The organism is Burkholderia sp. 9779_493, assembly GCF_015712215.1.
GTDB classification, from domain to species: domain Bacteria; phylum Pseudomonadota; class Gammaproteobacteria; order Burkholderiales; family Burkholderiaceae; genus Burkholderia; species Burkholderia cenocepacia.
Genome location: NZ_JACCQA010000002.1, coordinates 245089 through 258570, shown reverse-complemented (window position 1 = coordinate 258570; position 13482 = coordinate 245089). Strand labels below are relative to the sequence as shown.

General features: G+C 66.8%; 12 protein-coding genes and 1 pseudogene. 11 read left to right on the top strand and 2 right to left on the bottom strand.

Translation table 11 applies throughout. The features are described from left to right. Positions 1-22: 22 nt before the first annotated feature. A complete protein-coding gene (locus H0X95_RS02780) occupies positions 23-1261 on the bottom strand; it encodes a pyridoxal phosphate-dependent aminotransferase (protein ID WP_006482871.1) in 1239 nt (412 codons plus the stop codon). 316 nt (positions 1262-1577) lie between these two features. On the opposite strand from H0X95_RS02780, the gene H0X95_RS02775 reads away from it, so the two are divergent. From H0X95_RS02775 to H0X95_RS02735, 9 genes are all read left to right on the top strand, one after another. Continuing rightward, positions 1578-1952, top strand: coding sequence for an Mth938-like domain-containing protein (locus H0X95_RS02775; RefSeq protein WP_006482859.1), 375 nt, complete (start codon positions 1578-1580; stop codon positions 1950-1952). A gap of 123 nt (positions 1953-2075) precedes the next feature. Continuing rightward, on the top strand, positions 2076-3752 hold the full coding sequence (locus H0X95_RS02770) for a glycosyltransferase family 39 protein (protein WP_059720649.1): 1677 nt from the start codon (positions 2076-2078) through the stop codon (positions 3750-3752). A 13-nt stretch (positions 3753-3765) separates the two neighbouring features. Further along, a complete protein-coding gene (locus tag H0X95_RS02765; RefSeq protein WP_011352303.1) occupies positions 3766-4137 on the top strand; it encodes an EamA family transporter in 372 nt (123 codons plus the stop codon). 130 nt (positions 4138-4267) lie between these two features. Further along, on the top strand, positions 4268-5419 hold the full coding sequence (locus H0X95_RS02760; protein ID WP_006482866.1) for a DegT/DnrJ/EryC1/StrS family aminotransferase: 1152 nt from the start codon (positions 4268-4270) through the stop codon (positions 5417-5419). 6 nt (positions 5420-5425) lie between these two features. Then, positions 5426-6463: a glycosyltransferase gene (locus H0X95_RS02755; RefSeq protein WP_034201635.1), complete on the top strand. Its 1038-nt coding sequence runs from the start codon at positions 5426-5428 to the stop codon at positions 6461-6463. Continuing rightward, complete coding sequence (locus H0X95_RS02750) at positions 6460-7407, top strand: formyltransferase (protein WP_048985918.1); 948 nt, start codon at positions 6460-6462, stop codon at positions 7405-7407. The genes H0X95_RS02755 and H0X95_RS02750 overlap by 4 nt, the downstream gene beginning before the upstream one ends. Further along, positions 7404-8459 (top strand): bifunctional UDP-4-keto-pentose/UDP-xylose synthase, encoded by a 1056-nt coding sequence (locus tag H0X95_RS02745; protein ID WP_006482864.1) that lies wholly within the window; start codon positions 7404-7406, stop codon positions 8457-8459. Before H0X95_RS02750 ends, H0X95_RS02745 begins: the two co-directional genes overlap by 4 nt. Before the next feature lie 13 nt (positions 8460-8472). Next, a complete protein-coding gene (locus tag H0X95_RS02740; protein ID WP_058901530.1) occupies positions 8473-9369 on the top strand; it encodes a polysaccharide deacetylase family protein in 897 nt (298 codons plus the stop codon). 110 nt (positions 9370-9479) lie between these two features. Continuing rightward, entirely contained in the window at positions 9480-9941 is a 462-nt protein-coding gene (locus H0X95_RS02735) for a peroxiredoxin (RefSeq protein WP_006482867.1), read from the top strand. 198 nt (positions 9942-10139) lie between these two features. On the opposite strand, the pseudogene H0X95_RS35870 reads toward H0X95_RS02735, so the two are convergent. Continuing rightward, positions 10140-10381: pseudogene (locus tag H0X95_RS35870) on the bottom strand (hypothetical protein); the annotation flags it as partial. On the opposite strand from H0X95_RS35870, the gene H0X95_RS02730 reads away from it, so the two are divergent. After that, complete coding sequence (locus tag H0X95_RS02730) at positions 10277-12079, top strand: PhoH family protein (RefSeq protein WP_043205346.1); 1803 nt, start codon at positions 10277-10279, stop codon at positions 12077-12079. The pseudogene H0X95_RS35870 and the gene H0X95_RS02730 overlap by 105 nt on opposite strands. 236 nt (positions 12080-12315) lie before the next feature. Next, positions 12316-13401 (top strand): C40 family peptidase, encoded by a 1086-nt coding sequence (locus H0X95_RS02725; protein WP_059720650.1) that lies wholly within the window; start codon positions 12316-12318, stop codon positions 13399-13401. Positions 13402-13482: the final 81 nt, after the last annotated feature.

Below are 13482 nucleotides of genomic sequence, written 5' to 3'. Positions count from 1 at the left end.
AGTTCCGTGTGGTCCTGCCCGCTCAGACCGAATGGCGCTTGCGGTAGCCGTCGAGGAAGCGTGCGATCCGGTTGATCGAATCGGTCAGGTCGTCGAGGTTCGGCAGGAAGACCACGCGGAAGTGGTCGGGCGTCGTCCAGTTGAAACCCGTGCCCTGGACGAGCAGCACGCGCTCCTCGAGCAACAGGTCGAGAATGAACTGCTGGTCGTTCTGGATCGGATAGAGCTTCGGGTCGAGGCGCGGGAACATGTACAGCGCGGCCTGCGGTTTCACGCAGGTCACGCCCGGGATCGACGTCAGCATGTCATACGCGAGTTCGCGCTGCTTGTACAGGCGCCCGCTCGGCACGATCAGCTCGTTGATGCTCTGATAGCCGCCGAGCGCCGTCTGGATCGCGAACTGGCCGGGCACGTTCGCGCACAGGCGCATCGACGACAGGATGCCGAGCCCCTCGAGGTAATCCTTCGCGCGCCGGCGGTTGTCGCCGCCGAGGCCCGACACGGCCATCCAGCCCGCGCGGTAGCCGCACGAGCGATAGCTCTTCGACAGGCTGTTGAACGTGACGGTGATCACGTCCTCCGACAGCGCACCGAGCGCCGTGTGCTCGAGGCCGTCGTAGACGATCTTGTCGTAGACCTCGTCGGCGAACACGATCAGCCCGTGCTGGCGCGCGATCTCGAGCAGCTCCAGCAGCAATTCGTCGGAATAAAGCGCGCCGGTCGGATTGTTCGGGTTGATCACGACGATCGCCTTCGTGTTCGGCGTGATCTTGCGGCGGATGTCGTCGAGATCGGGCATCCACGCGTTCTGCTCGTCGCACACGTAGTGGACCGGCGTGCCGCCCGACAGGCTCACGGCCGCCGTCCACAGCGGGTAGTCGGGCGCGGGCAGCAGCACTTCGTCGCCGTCGTTCAGGAGCGCCTGGGTCGCCATCACGATCAGCTCGGACGCGCCGTTGCCGATGTAGATGTCGTCGAGGCCGACGCCGACGACGCCCTTTTCCTGCGTGTAGTGCATCACGGCCTTGCGCGCCGAGAACACGCCCTTCGAATCCGAATAGCCGGACGACGCCGGCAGGTTGCGGATCATGTCCTGGATGATCTCGTCGGGCGCGTCGAAACCGAACGGCGCGAGGTTGCCGATGTTCAGCTTGATGATGCGGTGGCCTTCTTCCTCGAGGCGCTTCGCGTGCTCGAGCACCGGGCCACGGATGTCGTAGCAGACGTTGAGCAGCTTGTTCGACTTCTGAATCGGTTTCACGACGACACGGTTCCTGGGTTGGCCTTGCGGCCGGGGGGACGGGATCAAAACTGGAAAGCGGCCGGTCTGTGCGCGCTGTCTAGACTGGGAAAAAGCGGCGGTCGGACGCGGCTTGTGGCGACGCACGACGCAAGTGGCGCCCGGGGGCGACCAAAAAGTTATAATTTAGCGGATTTTGGCCGACTTTCGCAATGCACCATAGCCGCGCCGGGCCCGCGCCGTCAGGCGTCCCCGCGTGCCCGGGCGCGCGAAACCGGCCAGCCGGGCCCGCACGGCCCGGCCAATCCATTCCCCTACGGAACCGCGGAATACCGATTTGAAACTGCACCAGGACGCGAGCGGCGCGCTCAACACCGTCACCGGCTACGGCCCCGATTATGTCGACGTCAATCTCGAACGCCACGAAACGAGCGTCATCGTGCTGCCCGGCGCGCCGGTCCAGGCCTGGCCCGTGTCGTCGTTCGACGCGCTCGCGCCCGAGCATTTCGCGATGCTGCTCGAGCCGACGCCCGAGCTCGTGATCTTCGGCAGCGGCGCGCGGCTGCGCTTCCCGCACCCGCGGCTCGTCGCGGCGCTCACCGCGCAGCGGATCGGCGTCGAAACGATGGATTTCCAGGCCGCCTGCCGCACCTACAACATCCTGATGGCCGAGGGCCGCAAAGTCGCCGCCGCGCTCTTAATTGAACGTTAATCCCCGATGCGGTAAAACTCGGGCCGGCGCAGCGGGTCGATCCCCCGATCGGCCCGGCCAGGCCGCCCGCCCCCGGCGCCACCCGCCGGCGGCCCGTCACAACAACCAACAGGCTGAAAACCCATGAACGATACGCCGTCGAGGCTACCGCTCAATCGCATCACGCTCGTCCTCCTGCTCGTCGCGCTCGCGATCGTCTGGTTCGCGCCGCTCGGGCTGCGCCACCTGATCCCGAGCGACGAAGGCCGCTACGCGGAAATGGCGCGCGAGATGTTCGTCACCGGCGACTGGATCACGCCGCGCTACAACGGTTACAAGTACTTCGAGAAGCCGCCGCTGCAGACCTGGCTGAACGCGCTGACGTTCGCGTGGTTCGGCATCGGCGAATGGCAGGCGCGCCTCTATACCGCCGTGGCGAGCTTCGCCGGCGTGCTGCTCGTCGGCTACACCGGCGCGCGCCTGTTCAACCCGCTGTCGGGCTTCCTCGCCGCCGTCGTGCTGGCCAGCTCGCCGTACTGGAACCTGATGGGCCACTTCAACGCGCTCGACATGGGGCTCGCGTTCTGGATGGCGCTGTCGCTCTGCTCGCTGCTGCTCGCGCAGCGGCCCGGGCTACGCCCGGCCGCGGTGCGCGGCTGGATGTGGGCGTGCTGGGCCGCGATGGCGTTCGCGGTGCTGTCCAAGGGCCTCGTCGGCCTGATCCTGCCGGGCGCCGTGCTCGTGCTGTACACGCTGGTCGCGCGCGACTGGGCGCTGTGGAAGCGCCTGTACCTGGTCAGCGGCCTCGTGATCTTCTTCGCGATCGTCACGCCGTGGTTCGTGCTCGTCCAGCAGCGCAACCCCGAGTTCTTCAACTTCTTCTTCATCGTCCAGCAGTTCCGCCGGTACCTGACCCCGGAACAGAACCGCCCGGGTCCGCTGTACTACTTCGTGCCCGTGCTGCTGGTCGGCTTCCTGCCGTGGCTGTCGGTCGCGTGGCAGAGCATCCGCCATGCGGTGCGGATGCCGCGCCAGCCGAACGGCTTCGCGCCGATGCTCGTGCTGCTGATCTGGAGCGCGTTCATCTTCCTGTTCTTCAGCGCGTCGCATTCGAAGCTGATCTCGTACGTGCTGCCGGTCGCGCCGGCGCTCGCGCTGATCATCGGCGCGTACCTGCCGCTGATGACAGCCGACCGCTTCCGTCGCCACCTGCTCGGCTACCTCGTGTTTTTCGTCGCCGCGGCGTTCGGGATCGTCTTCCTCGCGTACCAGGGCGACGCACGCACGCCGAACGCGCTGTACCGGGCGTTCCAGATGTGGCTGTACGCCGGCCTCGCGGTCGCGGCCGCGCTGACGCTCGTGGCCGCGTGGCTGAACCGTCGCGCGGGCGTGACCGCCGCGCTCGCCACGTTCGGCGCCGCATGGCTCGTGTTCGGCACGATCGGAGGCACCGGGCACGACGAGTTCGGCCGCTACAGCTCGGGCGCGCTGCTCGCGCCGGCCGTGCGCGCCGAACTGACGAAGCTGCCGCCCGACACGCCGTTCTACTCGATCGAAATGCTCGACCACACGTTCCCGTTCTACATGGGTCACACGACGATCATGGTGCAGCGCCAGGACGAGCTCGCGTTCGGGATCTCGGTCGAGCCGAACAAGTGGATTCCGACCGTCGGCGAATGGATCACGCGCTGGAAGCAGGAAACCCACGCGCTCGCGATCATGCCGCCCGGCCAGTACGACGCGCTGGTCAAGGAAGGCGTGCCGATGCGCGTGATCGCGCGCGACAACCGGCGCGTGATCGTCGAGAAACCGCAATCGTAAGGACGCCTCCCGCATGAACCCCGTTTCGTTCGTCTGCATCATCACCGGCGTGATGCTCAACGCCTGTGCGCAACTTCTGCTGAAAGCCGGCGTCAACGCCGTTGGACACTTCGAATTCAGCCGTGCGAACATCATCCCGGTCGGCCTGAAGATCGCGACCCAGTTGCCGATCATCGGCGGCCTCGGCTGCTACGTGCTGAGCGTCGTCGTGTGGATCGTCGGGCTGTCGCGGGTCGACGTGTCGATCGCGTACCCGATGCTGTCGCTCGGGTACGTCGTCAACGCGTTCGCGGCGTGGTACCTGTTCGGCGAGGTGCTGTCGGTCCAGCGGCTCGTCGGCATCGGCATCATCCTGATCGGTGTGCTCGTGCTCGCGCGCAGCTGAGCACGGCCCGCGGCGTTAAGCGTCCGCCTACAAAAAATCACGGTACGAATCCGCCAACCGGTGTTTAATGCCGGTTTCGGGCGGATCGCCCGACCCTTTTATTACACGCCATTACAGGCCAAACGCGTTCATGAGCCAGACTACCGCCCCGTTTCTGCCGTTCACCCGCCCCGAGATCGACGAGGAAACCATCCAGGGCGTCGTCGAGGTGCTGCGCTCGGGCTGGATCACCACCGGCCCGCAGTGCCAGAAATTCGAGGCGGCGCTGTCCGAGTACTGCGGCGGCCGTCCGGTCCGCGTATTCAATTCGGGCACCTGCACGCTCGAGATCGGCCTGCGCATCGCGGGCGTCGGCCCCGGCGACGAGGTGATCACGACGCCGGCGTCGTGGGTCTCGACCAGCAACGTGATCATCGAAACGGGCGCGACGCCCGTGTTCGCGGACATCGATCCCGTCACGCGCAACATCGACCTCGACAAGCTCGAGCAGGCGATCACGCCGCGCACGAAGGCGATCATCCCCGTGTTCCTGTCCGGCCTGCCGGTCGACATGGACCGCCTGTACGCGATCGCCCGCGCGCACAAGCTGCGCGTGATCGAGGATGCCGCGCAGGCGTTCGGCTCGACGTGGCACGGCAAGCGCATCGGCGCGATCGGCGACCTCGTGTCGTTCAGCTTCCACGCGAACAAGAACCTGACGACGATCGAAGGCGGCGCGCTCGTGCTGAACAACGAGGACGAAGCGGTGCTCGCGCAGAAGTACCGGCTGCAGGGCATCACGCGCACCGGCTTCGACGGAATGGACTGCGACGTGCTCGGCGGCAAGTACAACCTGACCGACGTCGCCGCGCGCGTCGGCCTCGGCCAGCTGCCGCACCTCGAGCGCTTCACCGCGCAGCGCCGCGCACTCGCGCGCGCGTATTTCGCCGCGTTCGACGGCGGCGCGGCCGCGAAGCTCGGCGTCGGCCTGCCCGTCGCCGAATTCGAGAACGGCAACTGGCACATGTTCCTGGTCACGCTGCCGCTCGAGCGGCTGACGATCACGCGCGCCGAATTCATGGCGCAGATGAAGGAACGCGGCATCGGCACGGGCATCCACTACCCGGCGATCCATCTTTTCACGCTGTACCGTGCGCGCGGTTTCAAGGAGGGCATGTTCCCCCACGCCGAACGGTACGGCGCGTCGACCGTCACGCTGCCGCTGTTTACGCAGATGACGGAAGGCGACGTGCGTCGCGTGGTCGACGCCGTCAATCAGATTTGCGAACAATACGGAAAATAAGCGTACATGAGTCACCTTGAAGCACGCGCCGGACATCCGGGCGCCGCGCATCTGGACACCGGCCGGCCCGAAGTCTCGGTCATCATCCCCGTGTACAACGAGGAAGACGGTCTCGCCGCGCTGTTCGCGCGGCTGTATCCGGCGCTCGACGCCCTCGACACGTCGTACGAAGTGATCCTGATCAACGACGGCAGCCGCGACCGCTCGGCCGCGATGCTCGCCGATCAGTTCCACGTCCGGCCCGACACGACGCGCGTCGTGCTGCTCAACGGCAACTACGGCCAGCACATGGCGATCCTCGCGGGCTTCGCGCAGTCGCGCGGCGAGATCGTCATCACGCTCGACGCGGACCTGCAGAACCCGCCCGAGGAAATCGGCAAGCTGATCGCGAAGATGCGCGAGGGCTACGACTACGTCGGCTCGATCCGCAAGCAGCGCCAGGACAGCCTGTGGCGGCGCAAGGCGTCGCAGATGATGAACCGGCTGCGCGAGCGCATCACGCGCATCAAGATGACCGACCAGGGCTGCATGCTGCGCGCGTACAGCCGCCGCATCATCGACACGATCAACGTGTGCGGCGAAGTCAACACGTTCATCCCCGCGCTCGCGTACACGTTCGCGCAGAACCCGACCGAAATCGAGGTCGCGCACGAGGAACGCTTCGCGGGCGAATCGAAGTACTCGCTGTACAGCCTGATCCGGCTGAACTTCGACCTCGTGACGGGCTTCTCGGTCGTGCCGCTGCAGTGGCTGTCGTTCATCGGCGTGATCCTGTCGCTCGGCTCCGCCGCGCTGTTCGTGCTGCTGCTCGTGCGCCGCTTCATCGTCGGCGCGGAAGTGCAAGGCGTGTTCACGCTGTTCGCGATCACGTTCTTCCTGCTCGGCGTGATCATCTTCGCGCTCGGCCTGCTCGGCGAATACGTCGGCCGCATCTACCAGCAGGTGCGCGCGCGTCCCCGCTACCTGATCCAGGCCGTGCTCGAGCAGCACGACGGCATGCCGCCGGTGCCGGCCGCCGCGAACCGCCCGGGAGCCGCGCAATGAAGCCGCGCGCGGTCGTCTTCGCGTATCACAACGTCGGCGTGCGGTGCCTGCAGGTGCTGCTCGCGCGCGGCGTCGACGTCGCGCTGGTCGTCACGCACGAGGACAATCCGAACGAGAACATCTGGTTCGGCAGCGTCGCGTCCGTCGCGGCCGAGCACGGCATTCCGGTCGTCACGCCGGCCGACCCGACCGATCCGGCGCTGCGCCGCGCGGTGGCCGACGCGCAGCCCGATTTCATCTTCTCGTTCTACTACCGCCACATGCTGCCGGTGGACCTGCTCGCGATCGCGCCGCGCGGCGCGTACAACATGCACGGTTCGCTGCTGCCGAAATACCGGGGTCGGGTACCGACCAACTGGGCCGTGCTGAACGGCGAGACCGAAACCGGCGCGACGCTGCACGAGATGGCCGCCAAGCCGGACGCGGGCGCGATCATCGGCCAGACCGCGGTGCCGATCCTGCCGGACGACACGGCCGCGCAGGTGTTCGACAAGGTCACGGTGGCCGCCGAGCAGACGCTGTGGCGCGTGCTGCCCGCGCTGCTCGCGGGCGAGGCGTCGCACCTGCCGAACGATCTCGCGACCGGCAGCTACTACGGCGGGCGCAAGCCCGAGGACGGCCGCGTCGACTGGTCAAAGCCGGCCGCGCAGGTCTACAACCTGGTGCGCGCGGTCGCGCCCCCGTATCCGGGCGCATTCACGGACATCGACGGCGCCCGCTTCGTGATCGCGCGCGCGCGCCTCGCGGCGCCCGGCAGCGCGGCAGCGGCCGCCGCGGCAGATTTGCCGCCCGGCCTGCACGTAAGCGATAATGCGCTATTCGGCGTCTGCGGCGACAGCCGCGCCCTATCCATTCTCGAGCTCCGGCAGCAGCGCGACGGCAGCGAAACCGTCGTGACGCCCGCGGAATTCGCGCAGTTCATTCATTCTTCCCGTCATTCATGAAAGCAAAAAAAGTCCTGATCCTGGGTGTGAACGGCTTCATCGGCCATCACCTGTCGAAGCGCATTCTTGAAACCACCGATTGGGAAGTGTTCGGCATGGACATGCAGACCGACCGGCTGGGCGACCTCGTCAACCACGAGCGGATGCATTTCTTCGAAGGCGACATCACGATCAACAAGGAGTGGGTCGAGTATCACGTGAAGAAGTGCGACGTGATCCTGCCGCTCGTCGCGATCGCCACGCCGGCCACCTACGTCCAGCAGCCGCTGCGCGTGTTCGAGCTCGACTTCGAGGCGAACCTGCCGATCGTCCGCTCGGCCGTCAAGTACGGCAAGCACCTCGTGTTCCCGTCGACCTCCGAGGTCTACGGGATGTGCTCGGACGAGCAGTTCGACCCGGATGCGTCGGCGCTCACCTACGGCCCGATCAACAAGCCGCGCTGGATCTACGCGTGCTCGAAGCAGCTGATGGACCGCGTGATCTGGGGCTACGGGATGGAAGGCCTGAACTTCACGCTGTTCCGCCCGTTCAACTGGATCGGCCCGGGCCTCGACTCGATCTACACGCCGAAGGAAGGCAGCTCGCGCGTGGTCACGCAGTTCCTCGGCCACATCGTGCGCGGCGAGAACATCAGCCTCGTCGACGGCGGCTCGCAAAAGCGCGCGTTCACCGATATCGGCGACGGCATCAGCGCGCTGATGAAGATCATCGAGAACAAGGACGGCGTCGCGTCGGGCAAGATCTACAACATCGGGAATCCGAAGAACAACTTCTCGGTTCGCGAGCTCGCGCACAAGATGCTCGAACTGGCCGCGGAATTCCCCGAGTACGCCGATTCGGCCAAGCAGGTGAAGCTCGTCGAAACGACGTCCGGCGCCTACTACGGCAACGGCTACCAGGACGTGCAGAACCGCGTGCCGAAGATCGACAACACGATGCAGGAGCTCGGCTGGGCGCCGCAGGCGACGTTCGACGACGCGTTGCGCAACATCTTCGAAGCGTATCGCGGCCACGTCGCCGACGCGCGCGCGCTCGTCGAACAGCAAGGCTGACCGGGACGTTCGCTTGGCTCGTATCGTCCTCAAGATCGACGTCGACACGCTGCGCGGCACGCGCGAAGGCGTGCCGAACCTCGCGCGCATCTTCGACCGCTTCAATGCGCGCGCGACCTTCCTCTTCAGCCTCGGGCCGGATCACACCGGCTGGGCGTTGCGGCGCGTGTTCCGCCCGGGCTTCCTGAAGAAGGTGTCGCGCACGTCGGTGGTCGAGCACTACGGCGTGAAGCAGCTGATGTACGGCGTGCTGCTGCCCGGCCCGGACATCGGCCGCCGTGCGATCGCCGACATGCGCGCGATTCACGAGGCCGGCTTCGAATGCGGGATCCACACGTGGGATCACGTGTACTGGCAGGACAACGTGCGCGTCCGCGATCGCGACTGGACCGCGCGTGAAATGCAGAAGAGTCACGCGCGCTTCGTCGAGATCTTCGGCGCGCCGCCCGTCACGCACGGCGCGGCCGGCTGGCAGATGAACGATGCCGCGTTCGAGCAGATCGATGCATGGGGGATGCGCTACGCGTCCGACGGTCGCGGCCATTCGCCGTACCTGCCCGTCGTCGGCGGCCGCACGCTGTCGCACGTGCAGATGCCGACCACGCTGCCCACGCTCGACGAAGTGCTCGGCATCGACGGCGTCGACACGCACAACGTCGCCGCGCACATCCTCAAGTTCACCGAAACCAATCCGCACGACCAGGTGTTCACGCTGCATGCGGAACTGGAAGGGCAGAAACTCGCGCCCGTGTTCGAACAGCTGCTCGCCGGCTGGCGTGCGCAAGGCCACACGTTTGCGACGATGGGCGACTACCACGCGACGCTGGACCGCGACTCGCTGCCATCGTACCCTGTCACGTGGGGCGAAATCCCCGGCCGCTCCGGCGAACTGATCGTCCAGCCCGACTGAAGTTCGCACGCGAGCCGGCGTCGCCGCTCCGCCCCCGCGGCGCGCTGCCGCGACGCCCCGCCGAACCGCGCCGCCGCAGCGGCGCCCTTCCATAACAACAGGAGAAACACGTGTCTGTCGAAGTTGACCGTCAAGTTCCCGATTTCACCGCACCGGCCACGGGCGGCGACATTTCGCTGTCCGACCTGAAGGGCAAGAAGCTCGTGCTGTACTTCTATCCGAAGGACAACACGCCGGGCTGCACGACCGAAGGGCTGCAGTTCCGCGATCTCTATCCGAAGTTCAAGAAGGCCGGTGCGGAAGTCATCGGCGTGTCGCGCGACAGCCTGCGCTCGCACGACAATTTCAAGGCCAAGCTCGAACTGCCGTTCCCGCTGATCTCCGATGCCGACGAAGCGCTGTGCGCGTTGTTCGATGTCATCAAGATGAAGAAAATGTATGGCAAGGAAGTGCGCGGAATCGAGCGTTCGACGTTCCTGCTCGACGCCGACGGCGTGCTTCGCCAGGCATGGCGCGGCATCAAGGTGCCGGGTCACGTGGACGACGTGCTAAAGGCTGTACAAGCGCTTTGAGGCGCGTTATATTGGGCCGCAATGAATGCCAGTTCGCCCCATATTTCTCGTAGCTGCGCCGGTGCCCGTTGCAATGCTTCCCGGCACCTGACGCGCATCACGACGGCATCAGCCGAGCCGCATGTCCCTGTCGACGGGGCAGCGGCTTTTTTTATGGAACGCGCGCCGGCCCTCCCCGGTCCGGCCCTTACCGCATCGAGGAGCTGATCGACACTTAGGCGAACCGGCTAGACGAAATTCCTGTGCGCCACCGCGCGCAAACTGCATGCGTCTACGTCACGCAGGATGCGATCAGCGGCGCACGCCATGCGACACGATTCCTCCCGAGGGACACCATGCCTTTGCCTACTCCCCCCAGCAAGCTCGGCAGCCTGCTGCCGCCCGACGAATACAAGGCGAAAGCGCGGCCCGCGAAAGCCGCGAAGAAATCCGCCGAAGGGGACGCATCCACAGCCGGTGACTATGGTCCGGCCAGCGTGGCCCAACCGATGATCGAAGCCGCGAACACGGCCGCGCCGCTGCGTGCCGTCGCGTCTTCGGCGCCCGACGCCGCGAGCGCACCCGCGCGCGGCCGCAAGACCAAACAGACGGCCGCGCTGCTGCAGCCGCTGCCGGCGCCCGCCGAACCCGCGGCGCCGGTCGTGGCACGCCACGACAAGCCGGCCGCCGGGAAACCGGCCACGGCGCCCGCGCGCGATGCCGGCGCCGCGACGAAGTCGCGCAGCCGCAAGCCCGCCGAAGCCGAACTGCAGAAACTGTTCGTGCTCGACACCAACGTGTTGATGCACGACCCAAGCAGCCTCTTCCGCTTCGAGGAACACGACGTCTATCTGCCGATGATGACGCTCGAGGAACTCGACAACCACAAGAAGGGGATGTCCGAAGTCGCGCGTAACGCCCGCCAGGTCAGCCGCACGCTCGACGCGCTCGTCGCCGACGGCGGCCCGATCTCGGACGGCATCCCGCTGTCGCGCCTCGGCAGCCGCGAGGCGCTCGGCCGCCTGTACTTCCAGACGAAGCTCGCCGACATCGCGCCGGTCGAAGGCTTGCCCGAGGGCAAGGCCGACAACCAGATCCTCGGCGTTGTGCGCGCGCTGCAGCGCGACCGGCCCGACCGCCAGGTCGTGCTGGTGTCGAAAGACATCAACATGCGGATCAAGGCGCATGCGCTCGGCCTGCCCGCGGAAGACTACTTCAACGACCAGGTGCTCGAGGACAAGGATCTCCTCTACACCGGCGTGCGCGAACTGCCGCAGGACTTCTGGACCAAGCACGCGAAGGGCATGGAGAGCTGGCAGGACACGAAGACGGGCACCACGTACTACCGCGTGACCGGCCCGCTCGTCGCGTCGATGCTCGTCAACGAGTTCGTCTATCTCGAGCCGCAGAACGGCGAGCCGACGTTCCACGCGATCGTCCGCGAGCTGAACGGCAAGACGGCGCTGCTGCAGACGCTGCGCGACTACAGCCACCACAAGAACAACGTGTGGGGCATCACCGCGCGCAACCGCGAGCAGAACTTCGCGCTGAACCTGCTGATGAACCCCGAGATCGACTTCGTCACGCTGCTCGGCCAGGCCGGCACCGGCAAGACGCTCGTCGCGCTCGCGGCCGGCCTCGCGCAGGTACTCGACGACAAGCGCTACAACGAGATCATCGTGACGCGCGCGACCGTGCCCGTCGGCGAGGACATCGGTTTCCTGCCCGGCACCGAGGAAGAGAAGATGCAGCCGTGGATGGGCGCATTCGACGACAACCTCGAAGTGCTGCAGAAGACCGACGATGCCGCCGGCGAATGGGGCCGTGCCGCGACGCAGGAGCTGATCCGATCGCGCCTGAAGGTGAAGAGCATGAACTTCATGCGCGGCCGCACGTTCGTCGACAAGTACCTGATCATCGACGAGGCGCAGAACCTGACGCCGAAGCAGATGAAGACGCTCGTCACGCGCGCGGGCCCCGGCACGAAGATCGTGTGCCTCGGCAACATCGCACAGATCGACACGCCTTACCTGACCGAAGGCAGCTCGGGCCTGACCTACGTCGTCGACCGCTTCAAGGGCTGGGGCCACAGCGGCCACGTGACCCTCGCGCGCGGCGAACGCTCGCGGCTCGCCGATTACGCGTCGGACATTCTGTAACGCGCAGGCCGGCCGAGCGGCCGGCTGTCGACGCCACGCGGCGCTCCGTTTCCGGAGCGCCGTTTTTATTTGGGGTCGAAGACAAAGGTAACGCTTCGTCACGCAACAACGCAGTTTACGCGCGAAACTTCAAGTAAATTCTCAAGAATGGTTGCTTAAGCCCCGCCGGAGCGTCTACCATCGGGTCTGTCTGTTGTCATACGATTCGCGAGCGCGCCGCGCTCGCCCGCCTTGCCATGCTTCGAATCTGGGTTCCCGTCGCCGTCGTCTCCCTGCTTGCGGCCTGCTCCAGCGTGCCGCCGCAGTCGGCATCGCGCTCCGCTTCGGGGATGAAGATCACGACGCCGCGCGCCTTCCCGGCGCCGGCCAATTTCCCGAAATTCGTCGACCACAGCGTCGGCCAGGAAGAAATCTCGATCCAGGCGATGAGCCTCGTCGGCGTCCCGTATCGCTGGGGCGGCAACACGCCGACGAGCGGCTTCGACTGCAGCGGGCTCGTGCGCTACGTGATCGGCCGCGCGGCCGATGTCAACCTGCCGCGCACGACCGCCGACATGAGCGGCCGCGGCGTGTCGATCGAACCCGACCAGATCGCGCCGGGCGACCTGATTTTCTTCAATACGACCGGGCGGCCGCATTCGCATGTCGGCATCTACGTCGGCAAGCTGCGCTTCGTCAACGCACCGTCGACGGGCGGCACCGTGCGGCTCGACTACCTGACGAACCCGTACTGGGCCAAGCGTTTCGACGGCATTCGCCGCGTCGCGCCGCCGCGCTCGGCCCCGACGCCGTTCGATGCGCCGACCTACGAGGCCAAGCGCGACGAGCCGCGCAACCCGACCGCGGTCGCGGCCGCTCCGGTGGTCGTGACGGCCGCCGCCGCGCCGCGGCAGCCGACGTATGCGCCGTCGCAAGCAAGCGTGACGCAGGCGCAGGCCATTCCGACCACGCCGGTCGTGACGACGGCCGCAGCGGCACCGCCGGCAACGGCCGCCGATCCGTACGAACCGCCGCCCCCGCGGATGCAGGCGGCGCAACAGCAAGCGACGTCGGCGAATGGCGCCGTGCCCGCGATGACGGCCAATGCAGCACCGGCCGCCCCGGCCGAGGTCGGTACGCAGATTCCGACGACCGCACTGACGGCCGCCCAGGCCGCCGCCTTCGATGCGGAGCCGCCGCCCGCCACCGCGTCGACGCCGACACGCAGTATCGAGCCCGCGCCCGTGCAGGTATTGCGTGCGTCGACGCAATCCGCACCCGTCAGCCCGCGCACCAGTACCGCGGACGATCCGATCGCGCGGTTTGCGACCGGCAGTTACTGACCCGTTGCTCGACCCCGACCGTCACGACGTGGGCGGCATTTGCCACCCGCCACCGCTTCGCCGCCCCCCTCTCCCGCGCTC

Excerpts from the sequence above, each read along its gene's own strand:
- H0X95_RS02730 (WP_043205346.1), top strand. The coding sequence starts at position 10,277 with ATGCCTTTGCCTACTCCCCCCAGCAAGCTCGGCAGCCTGCTGCCGCCC.
- H0X95_RS02755 (WP_034201635.1), top strand. The coding sequence starts at position 5,426 with ATGAGTCACCTTGAAGCACGCGCCGGACATCCGGGCGCCGCGCATCTG.
- H0X95_RS02760 (WP_006482866.1), top strand. The coding sequence starts at position 4,268 with ATGAGCCAGACTACCGCCCCGTTTCTGCCGTTCACCCGCCCCGAGATC.
- H0X95_RS02765 (WP_011352303.1), top strand. The coding sequence starts at position 3,766 with ATGAACCCCGTTTCGTTCGTCTGCATCATCACCGGCGTGATGCTCAAC.
- H0X95_RS02750 (WP_048985918.1), top strand. The coding sequence starts at position 6,460 with ATGAAGCCGCGCGCGGTCGTCTTCGCGTATCACAACGTCGGCGTGCGG.
- H0X95_RS02770 (WP_059720649.1), top strand. The coding sequence starts at position 2,076 with ATGAACGATACGCCGTCGAGGCTACCGCTCAATCGCATCACGCTCGTC.
- H0X95_RS02745 (WP_006482864.1), top strand. The coding sequence starts at position 7,404 with ATGAAAGCAAAAAAAGTCCTGATCCTGGGTGTGAACGGCTTCATCGGC.
- H0X95_RS02725 (WP_059720650.1), top strand. The coding sequence starts at position 12,316 with ATGCTTCGAATCTGGGTTCCCGTCGCCGTCGTCTCCCTGCTTGCGGCC.